The organism is Pseudomonas anatoliensis (assembly GCF_017976235.1).
GTDB classification, from domain to species: Bacteria; Pseudomonadota; Gammaproteobacteria; order Pseudomonadales; family Pseudomonadaceae; genus Aquipseudomonas; species Aquipseudomonas anatoliensis.
Window position 1 is genome coordinate 603,261 of sequence record NZ_JACVHC010000001.1, and the last position, 25,144, is coordinate 628,404.

17 protein-coding genes are annotated in these 25,144 nt (G+C 59.2%); 1 reads left to right on the forward strand and 16 read right to left on the reverse strand.

What is annotated here, in order from left to right; genetic code table 11:
- Window positions 1–68: 68 nt before the first annotated feature.
- The 13 genes from ICA16_RS02740 to ICA16_RS02795 form a co-directional block, all read right to left on the reverse strand.
- Complete coding sequence (locus ICA16_RS02740) at window positions 69–653, reverse strand: glutathione S-transferase (protein ID WP_150602745.1); 585 nt, start codon at window positions 651–653, stop codon at window positions 69–71.
- Window positions 650–4,291, reverse strand: coding sequence for an AAA family ATPase (locus ICA16_RS02745; RefSeq protein ID WP_210699871.1), 3,642 nt, complete (start codon window positions 4,289–4,291; stop codon window positions 650–652). The genes ICA16_RS02740 and ICA16_RS02745 overlap by 4 nt, the downstream gene beginning before the upstream one ends.
- Complete coding sequence (locus tag ICA16_RS02750) at window positions 4,288–5,532, reverse strand: exonuclease SbcCD subunit D C-terminal domain-containing protein (RefSeq protein WP_210699872.1); 1,245 nt, start codon at window positions 5,530–5,532, stop codon at window positions 4,288–4,290. Before ICA16_RS02750 ends, ICA16_RS02745 begins: the two co-directional genes overlap by 4 nt.
- A gap of 220 nt (window positions 5,533–5,752) precedes the next feature.
- Window positions 5,753–7,390: a BatD family protein gene (locus ICA16_RS02755; protein WP_210699873.1), complete on the reverse strand. Its 1,638-nt coding sequence runs from the start codon at window positions 7,388–7,390 to the stop codon at window positions 5,753–5,755.
- Complete coding sequence (locus ICA16_RS02760; protein WP_210699874.1) at window positions 7,387–9,123, reverse strand: tetratricopeptide repeat protein; 1,737 nt, start codon at window positions 9,121–9,123, stop codon at window positions 7,387–7,389. Before ICA16_RS02760 ends, ICA16_RS02755 begins: the two co-directional genes overlap by 4 nt.
- A complete protein-coding gene (locus tag ICA16_RS02765; RefSeq protein ID WP_042559489.1) occupies window positions 9,120–10,199 on the reverse strand; it encodes a vWA domain-containing protein in 1,080 nt (359 codons plus the stop codon). Before ICA16_RS02765 ends, ICA16_RS02760 begins: the two co-directional genes overlap by 4 nt.
- On the reverse strand, window positions 10,192–10,689 hold the full coding sequence (locus ICA16_RS02770; protein WP_210699875.1) for a DUF4381 domain-containing protein: 498 nt from the start codon (window positions 10,687–10,689) through the stop codon (window positions 10,192–10,194). The genes ICA16_RS02765 and ICA16_RS02770 overlap by 8 nt, the downstream gene beginning before the upstream one ends.
- The gene (locus tag ICA16_RS02775; protein ID WP_042559487.1) at window positions 10,686–11,630 is read right to left on the reverse strand and encodes a DUF58 domain-containing protein; all 945 of its coding nucleotides are present in this window, start codon (window positions 11,628–11,630) and stop codon (window positions 10,686–10,688) included. Before ICA16_RS02775 ends, ICA16_RS02770 begins: the two co-directional genes overlap by 4 nt.
- Window positions 11,631–11,635: 5 nt before the next feature.
- Entirely contained in the window at window positions 11,636–12,595 is a 960-nt protein-coding gene (locus ICA16_RS02780; protein WP_003218556.1) for an AAA family ATPase, read from the reverse strand.
- 199 nt (window positions 12,596–12,794) lie between these two features.
- Window positions 12,795–14,018 carry an ATP-binding cassette domain-containing protein gene (locus ICA16_RS02785; protein WP_228734116.1) on the reverse strand — a complete coding sequence of 408 codons (1,224 nt, stop codon included), beginning with the start codon at window positions 14,016–14,018 and terminating at the stop codon, window positions 12,795–12,797.
- A 30-nt stretch (window positions 14,019–14,048) separates the two neighbouring features.
- Window positions 14,049–14,504: an ABC transporter ATP-binding protein gene (locus ICA16_RS28150; RefSeq protein WP_228734117.1), complete on the reverse strand. Its 456-nt coding sequence runs from the start codon at window positions 14,502–14,504 to the stop codon at window positions 14,049–14,051.
- Window positions 14,505–14,533: 29 nt separating this feature from the next.
- Window positions 14,534–15,709 (reverse strand): YcaO-like family protein, encoded by a 1,176-nt coding sequence (locus tag ICA16_RS02790; protein ID WP_210699876.1) that lies wholly within the window; start codon window positions 15,707–15,709, stop codon window positions 14,534–14,536.
- A 610-nt stretch (window positions 15,710–16,319) separates the two neighbouring features.
- Window positions 16,320–16,673 carry a hypothetical protein gene (locus ICA16_RS02795; protein ID WP_210699877.1) on the reverse strand — a complete coding sequence of 118 codons (354 nt, stop codon included), beginning with the start codon at window positions 16,671–16,673 and terminating at the stop codon, window positions 16,320–16,322.
- Window positions 16,674–17,178: 505 nt separating this feature from the next.
- On the opposite strand from ICA16_RS02795, the gene ICA16_RS02800 reads away from it, so the two are divergent.
- The gene (locus tag ICA16_RS02800; protein WP_210699878.1) at window positions 17,179–22,074 is read left to right on the forward strand and encodes an NAD-glutamate dehydrogenase; all 4,896 of its coding nucleotides are present in this window, start codon (window positions 17,179–17,181) and stop codon (window positions 22,072–22,074) included.
- Window positions 22,075–22,400: 326 nt separating this feature from the next.
- On the opposite strand, the gene ICA16_RS02805 is transcribed toward ICA16_RS02800, so the two are convergent.
- The 3 genes from ICA16_RS02805 to pdxR all read right to left on the reverse strand — a co-directional run bounded on the left by ICA16_RS02805 (window position 22,401) and on the right by pdxR (window position 24,853).
- Window positions 22,401–22,802 carry a cupin domain-containing protein gene (locus ICA16_RS02805; RefSeq protein WP_210552909.1) on the reverse strand — a complete coding sequence of 134 codons (402 nt, stop codon included), beginning with the start codon at window positions 22,800–22,802 and terminating at the stop codon, window positions 22,401–22,403.
- 200 nt (window positions 22,803–23,002) lie between these two features.
- Window positions 23,003–23,296 (reverse strand): putative quinol monooxygenase, encoded by a 294-nt coding sequence (locus tag ICA16_RS02810; RefSeq protein WP_042559480.1) that lies wholly within the window; start codon window positions 23,294–23,296, stop codon window positions 23,003–23,005.
- Window positions 23,297–23,419: 123 nt separating this feature from the next.
- Complete coding sequence (gene pdxR / locus ICA16_RS02815) at window positions 23,420–24,853, reverse strand: MocR-like pyridoxine biosynthesis transcription factor PdxR (RefSeq protein WP_210699879.1); 1,434 nt, start codon at window positions 24,851–24,853, stop codon at window positions 23,420–23,422.
- Between the last annotated feature and the right edge of the window lie 291 nt (window positions 24,854–25,144).

The following is a 25,144-nucleotide window of genomic DNA, read 5'->3' on the forward strand; positions in this document are numbered from 1 at the left end:
GTGAAATTCATTGTGTTGAGGGGATAAATCCCCTCAACACAGGTAATGTGCATGCAGAAGGCGAAGGGTTATTTCTTCATGATCGAGGTGAAGAGATCAGATTCGAGAAAGTGTTGAAGCCATGCCTGCAAGCGAACGTACGGCGTCTGCGCAAACCACTCGCGATCGACATGGGCGAACTGGCGTACGAACGGCAATAACGCCACATCCGCCAGGCTCGGATGATCGGTCAGCAAGTAATCGCGCCCTTCAAGCAATTCGTCCAGCCTGCGTAAAAACTCCGCCCCCTCGGCCCGATAAACTTCCATCGGCTGCTCGGGATAGCGCTCGGCATATTTGTAGCGGTTCAAATGGACCTTGAACACCTGATCATTGGCTTCGATCAACTCGGCAACCCGAGCATCACCGCTGAGCAACCAATCCTGCGGATCATTCTGCGCCAGCGCCCAGCGCATGATTTCCAGGCTTTCATCGATCACCCGACCATCCGCATCCAGCACCGGTACCGTGCCCTTGGGCGAGATCGCGAGCATCTCGGCCGGTTTGGCCTTGAGGCTGACCTCGACGATTTCCACCGGCACGCCGCAATAACGCAGGGCCATCCGCGCGCGCATGGCGTAAGGGCAGCGGCGGAATGAGTACAGCGTATTCATTTCACCTCCAGCGTGCTCAAACCGTTGCCCTGGCGCAGCACTTGAATCTGCACCGGGATTCGCTCGTGCATCTCCTGCACGTGGGAAATCACCGCGACCTTGCGGCCCTGCGCCTGCAAGCCGTCGAGGGCATCCATCGCCAGTTGCAGGGATTCCGGATCAAGGCTGCCAAAGCCTTCGTCGATAAACAGCGATTCGATTTTCAGCGTGCTCGACGCCATTGATGCCAGGCCCAGCGCAAGGGCCAGCGATACCAGGAACGTCTCGCCGCCGGACAACGAATGCACCGAGCGCAATTCGTCGCCCATCTCCTTGTCCATCACCAGAAGGCCGAGCATGCTGCCGCCGCGTTTCAGGCGATAGCGTTTGACCAGTTGGCGCAACTGCACGTTGGCGTGGTGCACGAGCAAATCGAGGTTGTAGGCCTGGGCGATCTTGCGGAAAGTGTCGCCCGTCGCCGAACCGATCAACGCACTCAGACGTGCCCAGCGCTGGTATTCGGCATAGGCGTCGGCGATTTGCTGCGCCAGTGCCTGATTGGCGTTCTGTCGGCGCTGGTCTTCAGCCTGTTCGGCGCGCAATTCGGCGCATTGCTGTTCGCTGACGTTGAACTGGTGCTGCAGGTCAACGAGGGCGCTGGCGAGTTGTTCGGCATCGAGATTGCCGTTGTGCTGCGCCTGATGATCGAGCAAACGCTGATCGCGTTCCTGCACCAGCACTTTGGCCTGTTCAATGGCTTTTTCATTGCGCTGCAAGTGTTCGCGTAATTCAGCCAGTTGCGCATCATCGACCCGCAACAGGTCTTCGAGGCCGCCGTCGTCCAGCTCGGGATGGCGGGCGCGCCAGTCGGCAATCTTGCCGGCGAGATCCTTGTCTTCGCTTTCCAGGGCTTGTAAACGTTCACGCTGTGCCTTGAGCTCGGCGGCGATCTGCACGCGTTGCGTGCTGACGTTTTGCAGCGCTTGAGCCGTGCTTGTTTCGGCGTTGCGTACCTGCTCAACGGCGAGTTCGAGTTGCTGCTGCCAGTGCTCGGCGCTGCTGTGCTCACCGAGCAGTTGCGTGAGTTTTTGCTGGCAAGCCTGTTGTTGCTCGGCCAGCGCATTGAATTGCTGTTCGGCGGCTTGCGATTGCTGCAGGCGGGTCTGCTGGCGATCCTGTTCTTTCTCCAGCGTTTGCTGACGTTGTTGCTGCTCGGCCAGTTCTTCCTTCTGCTGCTCGACTTGCGCCAGGCGCTCGGCAATCTGCTGATCGAGCTGCATGAACGTCGCGGCCGGTTCCAGGCGCAAGGCTTCGAGGGTGTCCGCCGGCAGCAGACTGCCAAACGCGGTGAGTTCTTCGTCTAGGCGCTGGCGATCGCTGCTCAACTCGCGCTGCTGGTTACTCAAGTGCTGCGCCGCTTGCTGATGCGCAGTTTCGGCCTGACGCAGTTGCTGGGTCAGGCGCGCGGCGTCCTGTTGCAGAGTGAGCAGGGCGCCTTGGCGTTGTTCGTCCTGAGCGATGCTTTGATTCAATTGCTCGTTTTGGCGGGTGAGCCAGGCGTCGCGTTTATCGGCATCTTGATTATGCAACTGCGCCGACAGCGGATGAGCGTCGAGGCTCGGCGCCAGCGCCTGTTGCTGAGCGGCCAATTGTTCCTGTTGTTGCAGCAGCTCTTTTTGCTGAGCAATGACTCCACCAACCTCAGCGCGCAGTTCAACCAGCTTTTCCTTGAGCTGATCGACCACTTTCTGGGCGTTGGCCTGCTCGCTTTCATCGTGGCGACCAAGGCTTTGCAGCAGCGCTTCGGGCTGGTGATATGGGTGCTCTTTGCTGCCGCAAACCGGGCAGGGCTGATCGTCCTGCAACTGCTCGCGCAGCTCTTCGACACTGGCACTGCGGGCCAGACGCTGACGCTCCAGCAGTTCGCGGGTGACGTTGAGGGTCTGTTCGGCGACGGTCAGTTCGGCCTTGGTTTTCACGCCGTCCTGGGTCAGGCGATCACGTTCCTGCTGGGCGCTGAGTTGGCGTTGTTGCAGCTCGCTGCTGCGCTTGTGCAGATCCTGTTGGCTGGCCCACAGGCGCGACAGATCTTCGAAGGCACGCAGTTGCTTGCGATTGTCCTGCAACAGATTGCCGAGGATGCCGATCTGTTCAGCGACGGCATCGGGTTCGGCGCCGGCCTCCTTGAACAGCACTTCAAGTTGCTGCTTCTGTGCGGCGAATGCCTCAGCGTTGCGCGTGGCGCTCTCTTCGAGCGAAGCCAGTTCGGCCTGACCATGATTGAGCCGATTGCCGATCTGCATTAACTGTTTGAGACGATCGCGGTAGGCATTCCACGCATCGCTCAACGGTGCAAGGTGAGCGCTTTGCTCAAGCCCGGCGGCGATGCGTTGCAGGCGTTCAGCGACCTGGCCCTGCTTTTCCAGCAAGGCTTGAATGTCGCTCTGGCCTTGCGTGCACGCTTGCTGCGCATTCTGTTTGGCATCGGCGCTGCTGGCTGCTTCCTTGGCGAGGCGGGCGAGAGTGCTTTGTTCTTCGAAGGCCTGACGCAACAGCGGGGCATTCTCGCTTTGACGCTGTTGTGCCTCGCTCAGGGCGACTTTCGCCGCCGCCAGATTTTGCTCCAGCAGCGTCTGCTGGTTGCTCAGTTCTGCATGTTGCTGGGTGTGCGCGGCAATCTGTGCGGCCAACGGTGTGAGCAGCGCATCCAGTTCGGATTTACGCGCGAACTGGTGACGTTGCGGGCCGAGTTGCTCCAGGCGCGTCAGCTTGACGCGCTCGCCGGCCAGACTTTCCCATTGCTGTTGCGCGCTGTGCAGTTGCTCGGTGGCGGCTTGCTGCGAGTCCTGCAACAGGCGCAAATCCTTCAGCCAACCGTGCTGCTGTTCAAGCTGCTTGAGTTGCGTCTGCTGCAACTTCAGTTGTTGCTGCGCTGTGTTGAAACGCTCATCCAGTTCCGCCCGGGCTTCGGGCGCAAGCGGGGTGACGCCGGTAGCCTGATCCTGCAACAGCTTGTGCGCTTCGCGGGCCTCCTTGGTCTTGTCGAAGGCGCGACGACCGAGGCGGGTGTACAGCGCGGTGTCGGTGAGTTTTTCCAGCAGTTCGCTGCGATCGTTGTCGTCAGCCTTGAGGAAGGCACTGAACTCGCTCTGAGCCAGCAGCACGGCGCGGGTGAACTGTTCGAAGTTCAGGCCCAGCGCGGCTTCCAGTTGAGTCTTGTATTCGCCTTTCTGGCTGGCGAGTAGTTGATCCTGATCGATGTCGCGCAGGCTCTGCCGACTGGCCTGTAACTTGCCGCCAGCCTTTTCCCGTGCACGATTGGCTTCCCAGCGCGCACGGTAGCGACGACCGTCGACACCAACAAAATCCACCTCGGCGTAGCCTTCACCGGTACCGCGACGCAGCAACGTGCGCGGGTCGCCGGTGGCGATTTCGCCATCGGCATCCGGGACTTTGGCGTCACGGCCGGTGTTGTTCAGACGCGGCACGGCGCCGAACAGCGCCAGGCACAAGGCATCGAGCAGGGTACTTTTACCGGCGCCGGTCGGGCCGGTGATCGCGAACAGACCGGCGCTGGCCAGCGGTTCGGCAGTGAAGTCGATTTCAAACGGACCTGCCAGCGAGGCGAGGTTCTTCAAACGAATGGCGAGAATCTTCATGGCTGCTCGCCCTCCATTTGCACGTCTTGCAACAGTTCGGCGAAGTCCTTGAGCGTCTGCTCATCGACCTCGTTGCCATAGTTGTCGAGCCACGCGCGGCTGAACAATTCCTGGGGCGTGAGTTGGTCAAGTTCGATCAGCGCGGTGCCGTCCTCCGCGCCATCGGCGCCACGGTTGCCGGCGTATTCGGCGGCGATGCGCACCAGACGCACGGCTTTGCCTTGCAGGGCGGTTTCTACCTGATGGCGCAGATCCGGTTGCGGCTCGTCGAGGCGCACGCGCACTTCCAGCCACGGTTGGCGCTGGGTTTCAGCGAGCAGATCGACGTTCGGCAAGTCCGCCAGTTGCACGAGGATTTCCGCCAAGGGCACCGGGCCGATGCGCTGCAAGTTGACGGCGCGGGGGATCAGTTTCGGCTCGACGCTGACCAGCGTTTCGCCGTCGAGGGTGACGTCGAGAATCTGGTGCTGATAACCAATCTCCGAGAACGACAACGGAATCGGCGAGCCGCTGTAGCGAATGCGCTCCTCACCGTTGACCTTCTGCGGTTTGTGCAAGTGGCCGAGGGCAACGTAGCTGATGCTTGGCCCGAACAGGCTGGCGGGCAGGGCTTCAGCATTACCGATGATCAGGCTGCGCTCGGAGTCTTCCGAAACCGAACCACCGGCCATGTGCGCATGGCTGATGGCGATCAGCGCCTGGCCCGGCTTGCGCTTGGCATTCGCCGCTTCGATCAGCCATTCATGCACCTGACCAATGCCGCGCAAATAGTCGTCGCCCAAGTGCGCGCCAGTCACTTCCGCCGGGCGCAGGAACGGCAACGCCAGACACCACGCGGCGATTTCGCCTTGGGCATTCGGCAAGGGCAGCAACAGACGTTCGGCATCGAGTTGGCCATCGTCCAGCCACAGCACGCGACCCAGTGCGTGGGTGCGCAAACGACGCATCAAAGGCGCGGGCAACTCGATTCGTGAGCCGGAATCGTGGTTGCCGGCGATCATCACGATGGTCAGCAACGGCTGCTGCTCGTGGGCGCTGACGATGAAATCGTAGAGGCGTTCCTGGGCTTTGACCGGTGGATTGACCGTGTCAAAGATGTCACCGGCAATCAACAGCACGTCCGGCTGCGCCAGTTGCAGCTGGCGCAGCAGCCATTCGAGGAAGCACGCGTGCTCGAAATCGCGCTCCTGGCCGTGCAGGTTTTGCCCAAGGTGCCAGTCGGAGGTGTGAAACAGACGCAAGGTGGACTCCGCAACAATTAAAGAGGTGATGGCCGCGGGGAAATGAGGGGCGGCGAAAGAGGGGAGAGTTTACTGGCAAATGCGCAGGCTTGCCCAAAGGCTTGATGGATCAAAAGATCGCAGCCTTCGGCAACTCCTAAAGGGGATCCGTTCACGCCGAAATGGAGGGGTAAACACAGATGTACTGTAGGAGCTGCCGAAGGCTGCGATCTTTTGCTTTTTACTTCGGATAAAGCGGCGGCAACCCGCTATCACCCACCGGATCCTGCACCCGTTCCGCCGCCGGAATGGTTCGGATCGCCCGCCACAAATCCTCGCCTTGCCAGTGCTGGCCGGTCTCGCTGTACAGCGCACCGTTGAGCCCGTCCAAGGCATCCGACAGCGGCACAAACCGCGCAGCCATGTCAGCCAGGGTTTCTGGTTGCTGACGGGCCCAGGCATCCAGTGCCTGGCGGGTTGCGTGCGGATCGTTGGCCTGGCTCGCACGCTTGATGTCATCCATCAATGTGCGCGGGCTCGGGCCGGTTTGTGCGGCGCGCAGGATCGCCGGTTGCCAGCGTGCGCGCCACCAAAGGCCGAAGCCGAGGAGGGTGGTGCAGGCCAGGATCAGCGTGCTGAGTTTCCACCACCACAGCGTATCGCCGTCGACAATTACCGGTTGCAGACTGCCGGTCGGGGTGTCGACTTGCAGGCTCGGGTTGTTGGCCACTTGCAGGGTGCGCGCCGGCAAGCTCGTGTGTTCCAGGTGATCTTCGAAAGTGTTCCACCACACCACATCGACTGTCGGCAGGTCGATGGAGCCGCTGCGACTCGGCACCAGCGCTTCGCGTTCTTCACGACTGCCGATCAGGCCACGGTCGCTGCTCTGGTTGCTCAGCACCGGCTGATCCGGATAGCGCCGCAGGCCGCTGACTTCGGTGGCGGGCATGGCCGGCAATTGAGAGCTGGCCAGGCCTTCGACCTTCAGGGTCAGGCTGCGTGTCAGCGAGTCGCCGACCTGAGTGTGTTCGGGCTCAGGGTTCCAGCTTTCGCTCAGGCTCAAGCTGCGGGCCGGCAGCCATGGTGCATCGATCGGGTAGGTCAGCGGCTTGGGTTTGACCGTGAGGGGGATTTGCGCAGAGTTGACTCGCATCAGCTTGCCGGGTTTCGGCCCTTGAGCGGTCGAGTCCTGGGCGGGCTGAGTCTCGACCAGCGTTGCGCTGAACGTCTGCGGCGCAATGGTCAACAAGCCGCTGTGCTGCGGGTAGATCGCATAGCGCATTTCGATCACGCCATGGCGCACGCCGTTGATGTCTTTCTCGTAGGTGCGCGTGTCGCCCAGTTGCTCGATGCGCGCGTCGGCGATTTGCAGCGGGGTCAGGCTGCTGTCGTCGTACAACGACACCGAATGGTAGATGCGCAGGGTCAGGATCGCCTGGGCCTGCACGTAGACGCTGGACTGATCGAGGCTGGCCTCGATGAACACCGGATCGAGTTTGTTGTTGTCCTCGCGGCTATCGCTTTCGACCACTTGCACGGTGATCGGCTGGCTCTGTACATCGCCCAATTGCAGCGGCGGAATCAGCACGCTGCCGTTTTCCTTCGGCAACAGGGTGATGATCCAGCGCGTGGTGGCGCGGTTGTCACCGCTGAGGGTGTTCAACTGGTTGACCTGCCGCGTGCCGCGTACTTCGAACAGCGGCTCGAGCGGTGTCAGGTCGGGTTTGCCGAACTGGGTGACGTCGCTGGTTTCGAGGGTGAGTTCGACCGTCTCGCCGGAGTTCAGGCGACTGCGATCCACACTGGCGGTCAACTCGGCCGCGTGCGCGGTGGCCGTGCAGATCAGCAGGGGCAGCAAGAGAACGGTGAAGCGGGTCATCGAGTGTTTTCCTGATCCTGATGTTGTTGCTGTTCGTACCAGAATTTGCGTCGCAGCAGTTCGCCGGGGTCATCCGGGATCTTGCCCAGCCATTGTTCCAGTGCCTGACGTTGCTCGCCTTCGAGGTTGTCCTCGCTGGGGCGCAGCGTCGGCACGGTGTTCGTTTCCTCTTCCTCCTCACTGCCTGGCAATTCGTCGGGGCCTGGCAGCGGCGGGGCGGTCGGTGGTGGTTCGCTGGCCGACTCGGCGGGCTGAGCCTCGCTTTGAGTTTCACTTTGTACCGCAGGTGGCGGCGCGGTCGCTGGCGGCGGTTCATCGCCGGGCAGGTTTTGCTCCGTCGGATTGCGCTCCGGTTCAGCGGCCGGTGGTGTTTTTTTCAGCTTCAGCAGATTTTCCACCAGCGCCTTGTTGGTCTGCGCGGGGCGCAAGTCCGGTTGCAACTCCAGGGCCTGTTCGTAGGCATCGATTGCGGCGTCCAGTTCACCGCTTTTCGCCAGCGCGTTGCCTCGATTGTAGTGGGCGCGGGCATCGCTGCCTTCGGCGAAACGCTGGGCGGCGCCACTGTAGTCGCCGGCCTCGTACAACGCCACCCCTTGCCACTGATGATCGGCAAAATGTTGCGCCGCTTCGGCGGGGCGTTTCTGCTTGAGCAAGTGCAGCCCGCGCTGATCGGGGCGCAGCCATAAGTCTTCGAAGTCAAAAGCGTAGCTTGGCTGCGGCAGGCAAAACAGCAGCGGCAGACAGAACAACCAGCCGCGACGCCCGGCACACGCCGCCAGCAACAACAGCGGCAACAGCAGCCAGTAGCCCTGATCAGCCCAGGTGTCGAGGCGCACGGTCTGGCCGTCATCGCGCAGGCTGCGCGGGCCGTTGAGCAGGCCGAGGGCACCCAGATCGCCTTCGTCCAGCCGTGCGACGTGATAGTCACCGCCGACGCTGTTGAGGAAGGCGCCGAGGCCCGGACTGTCGAGTTGCGGGACGCGGATCGCGCCTTGTTCGTCCTTGAGGAAACTGCCGTCCTCCTGGGCAATCGGTGCGCCTTCAGCGGTGCCGACGCCGAGCATCAACAGTTGCGCCGACTCACCGCTCAGGGCGCGACGAATGCCTTGGCGCTCGTCTTCATTCAGGGATGAGCCGATCAACAGAATCCGTCCTTGGCCGAGCGCGCCTTGTTTGAGCAATGCCAGCGCTTTGCTCACCGCAAGGTCAGCGCGATGACCGCTTTGCGGCATCAGCGAAGGCTTTAGGGCGTCGAGCAGATTGCGACTGGTCGCCAGGTCATCCGACAGCGGCACCAGCGTATGCGCGCTGCCGGCATAGACGACGATGGCGGTCTGCGCATCGCTGCGTGCCTGCAACAGGTCAAACAACTTGCGCCGCGCCTGTTCCAGACGCGTGGGTGGCGAGTCGGTTGCAAGCATTTCCGGAGTCAGTTCCAGTACCACCACCAACGGATCGGCAGGTTTCTGACTGGTCTGTTCGACGCGCTCCCAACTCGGCCCAAGCAACGCCAGAATCGTCAGCAGCCACGCAACACCGAGGGCGACCCACGGCAATTTGCTGTCGCGACCGTTACCGCCGCTGAGCAGAGTGGCGTGGAATGCCGGCGGCAAAATCATCTGCCAGCGGCCAGCGCGTTTTTGCCGATGCCAGAGTTGCCAGATCAGCCAGCCGAGCAACGGCAATAGCAGCAACCACCACGGACGGAACCAGTGTGGCCAGAGGGCGATCATCGGCGCCTCCGCAGACGCAAGCGTTTGAGGCGCTCACGCCAGTCAGGCAGCGGACTTTGCAGGTACAGCTCCTTGTTGAAAAGGCGTTGCAACGGGTTGTCCGGCCACAATTCGCGCGCGACCAACAACAGGCTCAGCCACAGGGTCAACGCCAGAGGCCAGTGATACAACGCCTGCGCCGGACGCGCTTGAGTCGGTTGTTGGGTCACCGGTTCGAGTTGGTCGAGGGTGTCCTTGATCGCTTGCAGCTCTTTGCCGTCATGGGCGCGGAAGTACTGGCCGCCGGTCACTTCAGCGATGGCCTTGAGCGCCGGTTCGTCAAGGTCCAGGCTCGGATTGACCCCGAGCAACGCGGTGGAACCGCTGTCTTCCGGATTGGCGCCGATGCCGATCGGGTAGATCTTCACGCCTTCGCTCGCCGCCAGTTTCGCTGCGGTCAGCGGGTCGATTTCGCCGCCATTGTTGGCGCCGTCCGTGACCAGAATCAGCACGCGACTTTGCGCCGGACGCAGACGCAGGCGTTTCAGGGCCAGACCGATGGCGTCGCCGATAGCGGTGTTCTTGCCGGCGATGCCGATCCGCGCTTCGTCGAGCCAGACGCGCACGGTGTGGCGGTCGAAGGTCAGCGGTGCTTGCAGATAAGCCTGGCTGCCGAAGAGGATCAGGCCAACGCGATCGCCGTCGCGGCTTTCGAGGAAGTCGCCGAGCAAGTGCTGCACCAGAGTCAGGCGGCTGACGTCCTCGTCCTGCCACTGCATGTCGGGGAAGTCCATCGATCCGGACACGTCCACCGCGACCAGCAGATCACGCCCGCTGGCAGCAATCGGCAGCGGTTCGCCAAGCCATTGCGGACGCGCAGCGGCGCTCAATAGCAGCAGCCACAGCAAAATGAACGGTGCCTGTTGGCGCCACGCCGGCAGATTGGCCCGAGCACGACGACGCGCAAGGCCTTCAAGGTCCGAGAGGAAACTGACTTTCAACGCCGGTTCGCCGCTGTCGGCCACCGGCAGCACAAGGCGCATCAGCCACGGCAGCGGCAACAGCACAAAGATCCACGGCCACGCGAATTCAAACATGCTTGCGAATCCAGGTGTCTACCGCCTGGGTCAGGCCGGCGATGGCTTTGTCGTCGAGTTTGCATTCCGGTTTGTAGGCGCCTTCGACCAGCACCATCCAGCGCGTCAGCCCGGCGGCCGGGCAACGGTTGTCGAGAAACGCCAGCCACTTGCGGCCATTGAGCGTGTGGCTCTGGCTGTAGGGGTAATGGTTGCGGCACAGGCGTTTGAGCAGGCCGTTGAGTTGTTGCAGCCAGGCTCCGGCCGGAGCGCCGTCATAGGGTTTGGGCATTTGTGCCAGTTCGGCGAGGGCGGCGACGCGCACCGGGTCGAGCGGCTGTTCGGCGCGCACCACGGGACGTTTTTTAATCGGGATGAAACGGCGCAAACGCCACACGGCAAAACCGAGCAGCGGCAGCGCCAGAAGCAAAAGCCACCAGCCCGGCGCCGGCGGCCAGAAGGCAATCGGTGGCGGGGAGATCAGCGGTTGCAGTTGTTCGAGGCCGTTCATCGACCTTTCCCCGGTCGCTGCGGATTGAGGAACTCGCGCATCTGCTCGACCATCTCGCTTTGTGTGCTCAGCGGCATCAGCAACACCCGCAGCTTTTGCGCGAGCAATTCCCAACGGGCGATACGTGCTTCGGCCTGGGCGCGATAGGTCTGGCGCAGGTCGAAATTGAGCGTGTCGAGTTCCAGTTGCGCGCCTCGTTCGGCGAAGCGCAAAAGACCGGCGGCGGGCAGGGCGTGATCGAGCGGATCGGACAGCGGCAGCATCAGCAAGTCGCAATGCCGAGAAAGCAGACTCAGTTGCTGCTCGGCGCTATCAGACAATGCGCGCTCATCGCAAATCACGATCACCAGACTGCCCGGACGCAGCACTTCACGGGCGCGGCGCAGGGCCACGCCGAGCGTATCGCGATCCGGTTCGCGCTCGGTGTGCAACGACTGGTTGACTTTCACCAAACGGTTGAGCAGTTGCAGCAGGCTCTGTTTGCTCCGTCGTGGCTTGATTTCGTAGTGCTCGTTGTCGCCGAACACCAGCCCGCCGACCCGGTCGTTATGGCCGAGCGCGGCCCAGCCGATCAACGCCGCCACTTGCGCCGCCAGTACCGATTTGAACATCAGCCCCGAGCCGAAAAACAACCGCGTGCTTTGCTCGACCATGATGAAGATCGGCCGTTCGCGTTCCTCATGGAACAGCTTGGTGTGCGGCTCCTGGGTGCGAGCGGTAACGCGCCAGTCGATGGTACGCACGTCGTCGCCGGCCTGATAAACCCGTACCTGATCGAAGTCGACACCACGACCGCGGAATTTCGAGTGGTGCAAGCCAATCAGCGGGCTGCGCTGGCTCGGCGTGGAAAACAGCTGCACTTCGCGCACACGGTGGCGCATCTCGATCAGCTCGGCGAGGCTGACGCGGATGCCCGGTTCGGACGGCAGAGGGGCGTTCATGGGGGTCAAGCGACGGCTACGACGTCGAGAATCCGCTGCACCACGCGATCCTGGTCGATGCCGGCGGCCTCGGCTTCAAACGACAGAATGATGCGGTGACGCAGCACATCGAACAGCACAGCCTGAATGTCTTCGGGGCTGACAAAGTCGCGCCCGGCCAGCCAGGCGTGGGCCCGGGCGCAGCGGTCGAGGGCGATAGAGCCGCGCGGGCTGGCGCCATAGGCGATCCATTCGGCCATTTCCGGGTCGAACTTGGCCGGAGTGCGCGTGGCCATGACCAGTTGCACGAGGTATTCCTCAACGGCGTCAGCCATGTACAGACCGAGGATTTCCTTGCGGGCGGCGAAGATCGCCTGCTGACTGACCCGGCGCTCGGGCTTGGTCTCGCCGTTCAGCGCTTCGCCACGGGCCTGCTGAAGGATGCGGCGTTCCACGGCAGCGTCGGGGAAACCGATCTTGACGTGCATCAGGAAGCGGTCGAGTTGCGCTTCCGGCAACGGGTAGGTGCCTTCCTGCTCGATCGGGTTCTGCGTGGCCATCACCAGAAACAGCGGCGACAGCTCATAAGTGCTGCGCCCGACGCTGACCTGACGCTCGGCCATCGCTTCGAGCAACGCCGATTGCACCTTGGCCGGGGCACGGTTGATTTCGTCCGCCAGCACCAGGTTGTGGAAAATCGGCCCTTGCTGGAACACGAAACTGCCGGTTTCCGGGCGATAGATCTCGGTGCCGGTGATGTCGGCAGGCAACAGGTCGGGGGTGAACTGGATGCGATGGAACTGGGCTTCGATGCCCTCGGCGAGTTCTTTGATCGCTTTGGTCTTGGCCAGACCCGGAGCGCCCTCGACCAGCATGTGGCCGTCGGCGAGCAGGGCGATGAGCAAACGCTCGATGAGTTTTTCCTGGCCGAGAATCTGCGTTGAAAGAAAGGTTCGCAGCGCCAGCAGCGCTTCACGATGTTCCATCGGTGAATGTTCCTGGAAAGGGGTGGCCACAGGCGTTCGGGTAACGCCGGGGCTGGGGGCGTTACTTTAATCCATCGCGGGGGGTGGCGACTAACGGCATTTTGTAGAAAAGAGCAAAAGATCGCAGCCTGCGGCAGCTCCTGCATTGGAATGCGATCCCGTGTAGGAGCTGCCGAAGGCGGTCATCTTTTGAAGTTTTTTACTCATCAACCATCTGAAGATCAGTTAACAGAAGTTTGACTGCGGCTGTGTCGACCAATTCCTGCCAGGGGCCATCTTCAATAATCGCGCCGTTCTGCATGACGATGACCCGATCAAAGCGGTACAGGTGGGCGAGATCATGGGTGACACAGATCAATCCGCGAGTCGCAAACGTATCGAACAAAAGATCCCAAACCGGTGCGGCCAACTTCGGTTCAATGGAGGCGCTGGGTTCGTCGAACAGATTGAACCGCCCCGGCCTGTTTATCAGGCGAAGCAAAGACAGGCGTTTCGCCTCCCCACCGGAAATATTGGAGGCGTTCTCGGTGAGTTTGCGTTGCGAAACAATGTCCTCAAGATTTAAACGTTCAATCGCCAATTGCAGGTCTGGTGATAGTTCCATACCAAATAACACCGACTTGGAAAAACTACCCTCCAGAAACTGCGGCAATTGAGGGCAATACCTCAACACCTCCAAGTGAGTCTGGGCGTTCAGTTTGCCGATTTGCACCTCATCGATACTCAGGTGGGCTCTCGCTGAAGCGTTCAGCCCGGCCAGTGCTTCAAGCAGGGTGGATTTGCCGGCACCACTGGGGCCGGTAATTGCAACCGACTGGCCTTGGTAAAACGTCATGGTTTTGCTGATGGTCAACTGCACAGCGTTATTGTCGCTGACTGTGCAAGGATCGAGTGCGAGCGTCGACTCGTTCTGCGACGTGATATCGACTTGTCGACTGTTATCATCAAAGTCTGGCAGTGACAGCAGGTAGCGTAGTCTTCGCTGATCAGCCAGAAACTGATCGAGTACTCGATAACCTTCAGTCAGCGCCGAGATGTTGAGCAAAAAGCTTCCGGCAATGGCGAATACGGCAACCAGTTGGCCAACGCTGATACTTGGCTCGCCTGACAACTGGTCAATGACTCCCCAACCCAGCAACCCTCCAGTAGACAGGCTGACAAAGAGGATTTTCGCTCCACTCAAGAACCCTCCGGAACTGGCCACCGTCACTGCCGCTTTGGCGTACTGCCGGAAGGCATGGTTCAAGGGTTGAGTTGCCGTGTGCTCGGCGCTTTCCAGCTTTATCGATTTGCCGGTATTCAGGGTGCTGAAAAGCAGCGCGCTTAGTTCGTCCTCCTGCTCATTAACTGCATCAATGTGCTTTCTGCGCCATTTGATGATTCGGTGGGCGGCAAACAAGTAAAGGATCGCCATGCCAGTCATTGCCAGAAAAATACCTGCCCCACCCATGTATTAAAAAGCCAGCCCGACGATGATGAACTCCAGACACAGCGGCAAACCGGTGGTGATGAAAAACGTCAGCAATTGCTCATGAGCGGTAATCCCACGCTCTACTGACTTAATGAAATGGCCAATACGCCACGTGTTGAATTGCTGGAACTCTTTGCGCATCAGCTGTGCTATCCAGCCAATTGACGCGTCCATCACTACCTGTTGTACCAACTTGGAAAGGAAATAGATTTGCAGCGGATTGATTGCTGCTTGAATGCACCCGGCCAGGGTAATTCCTGCTGTCAAAAATAGCAGTAGGTTGAGCGCTGTTGGGGTTTGGCTGTTTAGTGCGTCGACGATTTTGCCTAGTAGCAGTGGCGGTGCTAGTGCAAGGATTTTCAGCGCTATGACAGTGGTGATGGTTGAGATCAATAACCATGCGTGATTTTTGCAAGCGGTTCTGATGAGTGTTTGCATTGAATGTCTTCAGTGGTGTAGCGCTAACATTATCTCGCGGGTAATTGACGCAAGATGGCCTGCGGTGCTACCAGACTTCCATTCCTTATAATGTTAAAGCGTTCAAGGCCAGGTATATAGCTTTGGCAAACAATGCCGTTTCCGGGAAAGTCGGTAATGACTCTGTAAAAAAGTTTTCGGCCTGAGTTCGTGATGTTGTTGTTCAGCGTTTTCAGTTGTAACGGAACACTTGAGGTGAAGTGGGGTGATGGTTCATCGATTGGCGGAAGCTTTAAAGCCCTAATGGGCTCAAAATCTATCAGGTGGCGGAGAGATTTAGAGTTGGCGAGAAAAGCGAATGTTTTGCTGTCAATTTTCTCTTGTGGAGCATCATAAAGCGCACTCGCTTGAATTTGTTCTGTGACTGCCCGGTGGATCGCAGTTTGTATATCTAGAGAGTTTCCTGAGCCGATTGGGGATAGATGGAAATAACCTGGGCCAGATTTTGGAAGCGCAACAGAAAAATAACTATTCATTGAGCTGTGTACAACGATGATTTGTAGTTTTTCTGCAAGCCCCAGCGCGTGGGGGTCGTTCTGTAACGACCTTGCTAGCAGAGCGCTCGACGGCCTGTACAAGCTAATGGAAGGGCCCAAACTACAAATTGCCAGAAATAATTTTGATAAAACATGTCTCTCGATGAGTTCGTTTGCGCCGTGTAGTAGTGCCTCAGCTTTAGTACAGCCGAAAGCAGAACCTGAGTTGGAGGAGTAGCGGCTCAAAAAGAGATGGGCTTCGCTGTGTGGTTGATCGTGGAGCTTTGGGCGAAGCAGGAGGCTTGGAATGAAGAGGTCCTCCGTTCTATCCAGTGTTGTTAGTTTGAAACACTCGATTGCTTCATTTTTGAATCGCAAGCTCGTCAGGAATCCATCGTGGCTGGCAGCGTGCTGATTCGAGATAAAGTCACATTGCTGGATGCTCGATTCGGCAGAGCTCAATTGAAGTGCGCAGTAATGTTCGACGCTTTCAGCCAGTGCTCCAACAAGCGAATTTGGCCCTTTACCCGCTCCAGCCTCAACTGCGGTGTTGGACTTGTCAAAAAGCTCGGCAACTGCTACCAGTTTGTGGTTGTCGGTATAGCGTGTAATCGCCTCTAGATCTAAGGAGTGTATTATTTTCTCAATTTTTGATTGCACTACAAAAGGGCAAAACTCCCGCTCAGACATAACAGTCTCCTATAGTATAAATGCCGGAGTGTTTCTCCGGCACTTTCCTGCAGTGTCGGTCAGTTAGTTAGTGAGGCAAAGAAGCTCACTTCAGAAGCCAGAAAACTATCTGATGTATACAGCATCTCTTGAAGACTATCCCAAGGGCCGATCTCGGTACGTTTTTTACCCATGATATTAACTCCTTGTTATTGATGTGGCGCTAACCGGTAGTTGGTGCACTTGCAATGATAGGAATGCAAGTGATTTATTAATAACAGTGGGCTATCTGATTTTCAATTGAGGCCGGCAGCGATACTTCCCAAGCTTCTGTGGGATTGTTCTTGCTGCTGAGTAGGGGGTTGCTTACGGTTTTTTCGGTTATAAGAGGTGGGGGTTTTTAACTTTTCACTTCAATGAGTTGCAATGTTTAATAATGTTTCGCGCAAAGTGCGGGAAATACTTCGGGGGATTATTGGATTTTTGTAGCAGGGGACTATCGAGCTAGCAGTTCTGGCCTCATCGCTGGCAAGCCAGCTCCCACAGGGATCGCTGTGTTGCATAAATCGCATGCACACAGCTGATACCTGTGGGAGCTGGCTTGCCAGCGATGGGGCCCGTCCGGACACCATCAAACTTCGCTAACGAAAGTCCCAGTGCCATCAAGGATGTTCTTCAGGGTCTCCACAACCTCATCCAGATCAACCATATCCGGGTTGAAGCTGATCTCCAGCACATCATCACCGTTCAACACATCAGCATCCGCCGCCGCGATTTCAATCTTCAGCAGCGTCGACGTCAGGGTCACTTTGACGCCATCGAGCGTCGAAGGCTCGCCATCCAGGGTGATCTCCAGCTCATCCTCGTCCGGATAGCGGCTCATCAGGAACATGTCGCCCTTGTCGCTGTGGCAGCAGAGCATGGCCATGTTGTCTTCTTCGTCGTCACACGGGTTGACGATCAGTAGGGCGGTGGTCATTTGCATGGGGGAATTCCTGCCTCAAGGGGCGTGTTGGTCGCAATTGGGCGCGATTCTGCCAGCCCTCGGGAATTTCTGCATGTGAGAGTGTCAGAGGATGTGTCGTGAACGCGACACAGGTCAATGGTCATTTCTGGCACGGATGTACCGTAAAACCGGGCATTCAGACCGACGTTCTGCGCCACGAATGCTAGTGTTTAACGCAGCCAGAGCCTTGGTTTACGTGCCAATGACCGAATATGTCGCAGCACCGCAAGCAGACACATTGTCGCACCCATTAAGCTGCGCAACGGATGAGCACCCGTAAAGGCATTGCCGGCAGCCCCGTACAGTCGCTTTTGCAGATGCTCATTCATGGAAGGTGAATGTGACCTGAGTGTCCCGTCCAGCTTCACCCACCTGTCTCCCTGTTTCCTCTGCCCGAGAATCAGGAACAGGGCGACACAAGCCCCGAAAGGGGTGTTGCACGCGACGCTTTCCATTAATAACAAGCTTAAGCGGAGTACCACAGATGGCGTTCTTCACCGCAGCCAGCAAAGCCGACTTCCAGCACCAACTGCAAGCGGCACTGGCGCAGCACATCAGTGAACAGGCACTGCCACAAGTGGCGCTGTTCGCTGAACAATTCTTCGGCATCATTTCCCTGGACGAGCTGACCCAGCGTCGCCTCTCCGACCTCGCTGGCTGTACTCTCTCTGCGTGGCGCCTGCTTGAGCGCTTCGATCACGCGCAACCGCAAGTGCGCGTCTACAACCCCGATTACGAGCGTCATGGCTGGCAGTCGACCCACACCGCGGTCGAAGTCCTGCACCATGACCTGCCGTTTCTGGTCGACTCGGTCCGTACCGAGCTGAACCGCCGCGGCTACAGCATCCACACCCTGCAAACCACCGTGCTCAGCGTACGTCGTGGCAGCAAGGGCGAGCTGCTGGAAATTCTGCCGAAGGGCACCCAGGGCGACGACATTCTGCAAGAGTCGCTGATGTACCTGGAAATCGACCGCTGCGCCAACGCGGCCGAACTGAATGTGCTGAGCAAAGAGCTGGAACAGGTTCTCGGTGAAGTCCGCGTCGCGGTCGCCGATTTCGAGCCGATGAAAGCCAAGGTGCAGGAAATCCTCACCAAGCTCGACAACAGCGCCTTCGCCGTCGATGCCGACGAGAAGAACGAAGTCAAAAGTTTCCTGGAATGGCTGGTGGGCAACCACTTCACCTTCCTCGGCTACGAAGAGTTTGTGGTTACCAATCAGGCCGATGGCGGCCACATCGAGTACGACCAGAACTCCTTCCTCGGCCTGACCAAACTGCTGCGCACCGGCCTGACCTACGATGACCTGCGCATCGAAGACTACGCCGTGAGCTATCTGCGCGAACCGACCCTGCTGTCGTTCGCCAAAGCCGCGCACCCGAGCCGTGTACACCGTCCGGCTTACCCGGACTACGTGTCGATCCGAGAAATCGACGCCGACGGCAAAGTGATCAAGGAACACCGTTTCATGGGCCTGTACACCTCTTCGGTGTATGGCGAGAGCGTGCGGGTCATCCCGTTCATCCGCCGCAAGGTCGAAGAAATCGAACACCGCTCCGGCTTCCAGTCCAAGGCTCACCTGGGCAAGGAACTGGCGCAGGTGCTCGAAGTGTTGCCGCGTGATGATCTGTTCCAGACTCCGGTCGACGAACTCTTCACCACCGTGATGTCGATTGTGCAGATCCAGGAACGCAACAAGATCCGCGTGTTCCTGCGCAAAGACCCGTACGGTCGTTTCTGCTACTGCCTGGCCTACGTGCCGCGCGACATCTACTCCACCGAAGTGCGTCAGAAGATCCAGCAAGTATTGATGGAACGTCTGAAAGCCTCCGACTGCGAGTTCTGGACGTTCTTCTCCGAGTCCGTACTGGCGCGCGTGCAGTTGATCCTGCGTGTCGATCCAAAGAACCGTCTCGACATCGACCCGCTGCTGCTGGAAAAAGAAGTGGTTCAGGCCTGCCGCAGCTGGCAGGACGACTACGCCGCACTGACCGTCGAAAGCTTCGGCGAAGCCCACGGCACCAATGTGCTGGCTGACTTCCCGAAAGGCTTCCCGGCTGGCTACCGCGAGCGTTTCGCGGCGCATTCGGCAGTGGTCGACATGCAGCACCTGCTGAGCCTGAACGAAAAAAATCCGCTGGTAATGAGCTTCTATCAGCCACTGGGTCAGGTTTCCGGTCAACGCGAGCTGCATTGCAAGCTGTATCACGCCGATACGCCGCTGGCACTCTCCGACGTCCTGCCGATTCTGGAAAACCTTGGCCTGCGCGTACTGGGTGAATTCCCGTACCGCCTGCGCCACACCAATGGCCGCGAGTTCTGGATTCACGATTTCGCGTTCACGGCCGCTGAAGGCCTGGACCTCGACATCCAGCAACTCAACGACACCCTGCAGGACGCCTTCGTCCACATCGTGCGCGGCGACGCCGAGAACGATGCGTTCAACCGTCTGGTACTGACTGCCGGCCTGCCGTGGCGCGACGTTGCGCTGCTGCGTGCCTACGCCCGTTACCTGAAGCAGATTCGTCTGGGCTTCGATCTGGGTTACATCGCCAGCACCCTGAACAACCACACCGACATCGCTCGCGAACTGACCCGGTTGTTCAAAACCCGTTTCTACCTGGCACGCAAGCTCGGCAGCGACGATCTGGAAGACAAACAGCAGCGTCTGGAACAAGCGATTCTGACCGCACTGGACGACGTTCAGGTGCTTAACGAAGACCGCATCCTGCGTCGTTACCTCGACCTGATCAAAGCGACCCTGCGGACCAACTTCTATCAGACTGATGCCAACGGCCAGAACAAGTCGTACTTCAGCTTCAAGTTCAACCCGCACGCAATTCCAGAACTGCCGAAGCCAGTACCGAAGTTCGAAATCTTCGTCTACTCGCCACGCGTTGAAGGCGTGCACCTGCGCTTCGGCAACGTTGCTCGCGGTGGTCTGCGCTGGTCCGACCGTGAAGAAGACTTCCGTACCGAAGTCCTCGGTCTGGTTAAAGCTCAACAAGTGAAGAACTCGGTCATCGTGCCGGTGGGTGCGAAGGGCGGCTTCCTGCCGCGTCGTCTGCCACTGGGCGGCAGCCGTGACGAGATCGCGGCCGAAGGCATCGCCTGCTACCGCATCTTCATTTCCGGTCTGTTGGACATCACCGACAACCTGAAAGACGGCGCGCTGGTTCCGCCATTGAACGTGGTTCGCCACGACGATGACGACCCGTACCTGGTAGTAGCCGCGGACAAGGGCACTGCAACCTTCTCCGACATCGCCAACGGCATCGCCATCGACTACGGCTTCTGGTTGGGTGACGCGTTTGCTTCCGGTGGTTCGGCGGGTTACGACCACAAGAAAATGGGCATCACCGCCAAAGGCGCGTGGGTTGGCGTACAACGCCACTTCCGCGAGCGCGGCATCAATGTTCAGGAAGACAGCATTACTGTGGTCGGCGTCGGCGACATGGCCGGTGACGTGTTCGGTAACGGCCTGTTGATGTCGGACAAGCTGCAACTGGTTGCTGCGTTCAACCACCTGCACATCTTCATCGATCCAAACCCGAATCCGGCGACCAGCTTCGTCGAGCGTCAGCGCATGTTCGATCTGCCGCGTTCGGCCTGGACCGATTACGACACCAGCATCATGTCCGAAGGTGGCGGTATCTTCTCGCGCAGCGCGAAGAGCATCGCTATTTCCCCGCAGATGCAGGAACGCTTCGACATCAAGGCTGACAAGCTGACCCCGACCGAATTGCTGAACGCCTTGCTCAAGGCGCCGGTGGATCTGCTGTGGAACGGCGGCATCGGTACTTACGTCAAGGCCAGCACCGAAAGCCACGCCGATGTCGGCGACAAGGCCAACGATGCGCTGCGCGTGAACGGCAACGAACTGCGCTGCAAAGTCGTGGGCGAGGGCGGTAACCTCGGCATGACCCAACTGGGTCGTGTGGAATTCGGCCTCAATGGCGGCGGCTCCAACACCGACTTCATCGACAACGCTGGTGGTGTGGACTGCTCCGACCACGAAGTGAACATCAAGATCCTGCTGAACGAAGTGGTTCAGGCCGGTGACATGACCGACAAGCAACGCAACCAGTTGCTGGCGAGCATGACCGACGAAGTCGGCAATCTGGTGCTGGGCAACAACTACAAGCAGACTCAGGCCCTGTCTCTGGCGGCGCGCCGTGCTTACGAGCGCATCGCTGAGTACAAGCGTCTGATGGGCGATCTGGAAGGCCGTGGCAAGCTCGACCGTGCCATCGAATTCCTGCCGACCGAAGAGCAACTGGCTGAGCGTATCGCCGAAGGCCACGGCCTGACGCGTCCTGAGCTGTCGGTGCTGATCTCGTACAGCAAGATCGACCTCAAGGAGCAGTTGCTGGGCTCCATGGTGCCGGACGATGACTACCTGACTCGCGACATGGAAACGGCGTTCCCGCCGAGCCTGGTCAGCAAGTTCTCCGAAGCCATGCGTCGTCACCGTCTGAAGCGCGAGATCGTCAGCACCCAGATCGCCAACGATCTGGTCAACCACATGGGCATCACCTTCGTTCAGCGACTCAAAGAGTCGACCGGCATGAGCCCGGCGAACGTGGCCGGCGCTTATGTGATCGTGCGCGACATCTTCCACCTCCCGCACTGGTTCCGTCAGATCGAAGCGCTGGACTATCAGGTTTCCGCTGACGTACAGCTGGAGCTGATGGACGAGCTGATGCGTCTGGGTCGCCGTGCCACTCGCTGGTTCCTGCGTGCCCGTCGTAACGAGCAGAACGCTGCCCGCGACGTCGCGCATTTCGGTCCGCACCTCAAAGAGCTGGGTCTGAAGCTCGACGAACTGCTGAGCGGCGAAATCCGCGAAAACTGGCAGGCGCGTTATCAGGCTTACGTCGCAGCCGGTGTACCGGAGTTGCTGGCGCGTATGGTTGCGGGCACGTCGCACCTGTACACCCTGCTGCCGATCATCGAAGCGTCCGACGTGACTGGCCAGAACCCTGCCGAAGTGGCCAAGGCCTACTTCGCCGTGGGCAGTGCGCTGGACATCACCTGGTACCTGCAACAGATCAGTGCTCTGCCGGTTGAAAACAACTGGCAGGCGCTGGCCCGTGAAGCGTTCCGTGATGATGTCGACTGGCAGCAACGTGCGATCACCATCTCTGTCCTGCAACAGGGCGACGGCACTCTGGATGTGGAAGCACGTCTGGCGCTGTGGATGGAACAGCACGAAGGCATGATCTCGCGCTGGCGCGCCATGCTGGTGGAAATCCGTGCCGCGAGCGGCACTGACTACGCCATGTATGCGGTTGCCAACCGTGAACTGCTGGATCTGGCGTTGAGTGGGCAAGCGGTGGTGGCACCTGCCACGGCCAATGCCGAGCCTGAGCTGGCTTAAGTAGGCGCTGAATGAAAAAGCCCCGGTATCGTGAGATGCCGGGGCTTTTTTCTGTCTGAGGGTTTTGTGGTGGCTGGTCTGGCCTCATCGCTGGCAAGCCAGCTCCCACAGGTTTTGTGGCGTTCGCAATACCTGTGGGAGCTGGCTTGCCAGCGATGAGGCCCTTACATTCAATACAACTTCTGATCTTGTTTACTATCCAGCATCGACACTTTATTCGTTGTTCAGCTCAAAACTCACTGAGCGATCGGGCGAACTTCTGCATTCCCCGAACTCGCACCTCCTGCTACTGATTAATATCCGCGAACATGCTGGCTAAACATTCATCAGTCTTTCAGCGGGATCAGCACCTGTTCATCCGGGGCCAAGACCATGAACACCAGCAACTTGGCAGGCTTGGACTGGCTGGCATTTTTCGACACCAGATGTTCGGAGCCGGCGGGTTCATACCAGAACTGACCTTTCTTGTAGGTGATTGCCTGTTCGCCTTTGACCTGAGAAGTGATTTCGCCTTCGAGCACGTAAGCCATCGCGGTGCCGTCGTGTTTGTGGGCGATGGACGATTGACCGGGTTGGTAATCGACTTCGATCATCATGGCTTTTTTGCCGGGAGCGTTTTTCAGTAATTGTTCTTGCAGGACGGTGATTTTTTCGGAAGGGTCGTGGGCCAGTGCCGTGGCCGAAATGCCGAGGGCGAGGGTAGCGGCGAAGACGTACAGGACTTTCATGGCGGATCACCTGTTGAAGTGGGGATGTCGGTGATCACACTAGTCCCCGGGGCGGGGCATGCAAACGGCCAATATTCGGGAAGATCGGGTGACCATTTGGCCTGATGCCAAAAGCAAAAGATCGCAGCCTTCGGCAGCTCCTACATTGGAATGCGTTCCCTGTAGGAGCTGCCGAAGGCTGCGATCTTTTGATCTTGCCGTTAAACAATCGGGAAGCTGTTGAAATCCACACTGTTGGCCAATCGACTGTCGATCAGGTCAATAAACCCCTGCGCCTCTGGCCGGTTGAAATGCGCCTGCATCGCCGCTTCCGACTGCCATCGCGCACTGACCGTCCAGCGGTGGTTGTCTTCGGGGCAGCGGTCGACCAGATAGGAATCGCAGCCCGGCGTTTCGCGCAGGGTGTCGACGATCTTCTGCAGTTGCCTGCCCAGTTCATCCGAGCGGCCGGCGGCAGCCTGCAGTTGCACCGTGTTGATCACTTCGTTGGACATTACTCACACTCCTGAATCAGGCCGGACGAATCCTGCTCATTGAGGGATAACGCCTGTGCAGAATAGGCCTGCCCTAGTCGATCACCAATAACCAATCGGCGGTTAATCGCCGAGACCAATCATTCAGGCAACTTGTTGCAAAATGTCGCGCAGGCGATTCAGGGCGATATCGATGTCGAGGGTCTCGATGGCGCCGAAGCCGAAATACAAACCGCTGCGCACCGGCTGCTGGTAATAGAAACCGTCGATGGAATACAGCCCGACCTCGACTTTTTTCGCCAGTTCGATCAGCAGCGGCAGGTCGATTGGCACCTTGCACAACGCGGCCATGTGGAACCCGGCACTGGGCGGCACGGCCTCGAGCCACGGCGACAGATCGCTGGCCATGCGCGCCAGAATCCGTTCGCGCCGCTGGGCGTAAATCGTATGGCAGCGGCGGATGTGTTTGAGCAGGCAGCCCTCGGCGATGAACTTGGCCAGCGCCCATTGCGGCAGGGTCGAGGCATGCAGATCGGTGAGCTGCTTGGCGCGGATCACCGCTTCGAGGATCGCCGGCGGCAGGATCGCGTAACCCAGGCGCAGCTCCGGCAGCAGAGTCTTGGAGAAGGTGCCGACGTAGGCGACGATGCCGCGCTGGTCGAGGCTGTGCAGCGAATCGGTCGGACGCCCTTCATAGCGAAATTCGCTGTCATAGTCGTCCTCGATGATGATCGCCCCCAGTTCATAAGCCCGAGCCAGCAAGGCTTCGCGGCGCGCCGGACTCATCGGCATGCTTAGCGGAAACTGATGCGACGGCGTGACATAAATCAGCCGCGTGCCATCAGGGATGTGTTCGACCTGTATCCCCTCGGCATCCACGGGAATACCGACCACCTCGGCGCCGTGGGTGCCGAACAACAGACGTGCCGGCGGATAACCGGGATCTTCCATCGCCACCAGGCTGCCGGGGCTGATCAACACGCGAGTGATCAGGTCCAGCGCCTGTTGCGCGCCGTTGCACACCACGGTGTCTTCGTCCTGACAGTTGACCCCGCGAGAAAACGCGATGTGCCGGGCAATCGCATTGCGCAGCGCCGGCAGGCCTTCGGGCACGCTGTAGAAACCTTTGGACGCGGCCATTTTGCGCATGGCGTGGGAGACGCAGCGGCGCCAGTCGTCATGGGGGAACTGGCCCTTGCTGGTGGCCCCACCGATGAAGTCGTAGCGCAGCGCACCTTGCAGCGTCGGATGACGCAGGAACACCGGCAAGTTGCGCCAACTTTCGATCACCTCTGCACCGGCCAGCTCGGTGTGGCTTTGCTTGCGCTGGACTTGCGCCGGGCGCGCATTGACGTAGGTGCCTTTGCCGATCACGCCGGTGAGGAAGTTTTCGTACGTCAGCTGCGCGTAGGTGTCGGAAATGGTCTTGCGTGATATGCCCAATTGTTCGGCCAGCAAGCGGCTGGGCGGCAATTGCGTACCCGCGGCCAGACGCCCGGATTCAATGGCCCCGCGCAGTTGCTGATACAACTGACCGGCAAGATCCTTGCGGCCGTTGATCACGACGTGAAGTTCCATACCGACGAGGCTCCGGGGGGCTATTGGGTGTGCCCGCCAGATTACCGCTGTTGTTTGATTGGCAATAGTTGCGCACCACAAAAACCCGAAATTGGCCTAAATCCCTGTAGGAGCTGCCGCAGGCTGCGATCTTTTTATCTGGTTTTTTTAAGATCAACACCAAAAGATCGCAGCCTGCGGCAGCTCCTACAGGGGATTGTGTTCAAGTGGTGTAGCGGTTTTCCGTGGAATTGGGGCTGTAATGCATCGCTGTCGGCGTTTACGGTGAAGTCACTATTCCGTCTACCGAGA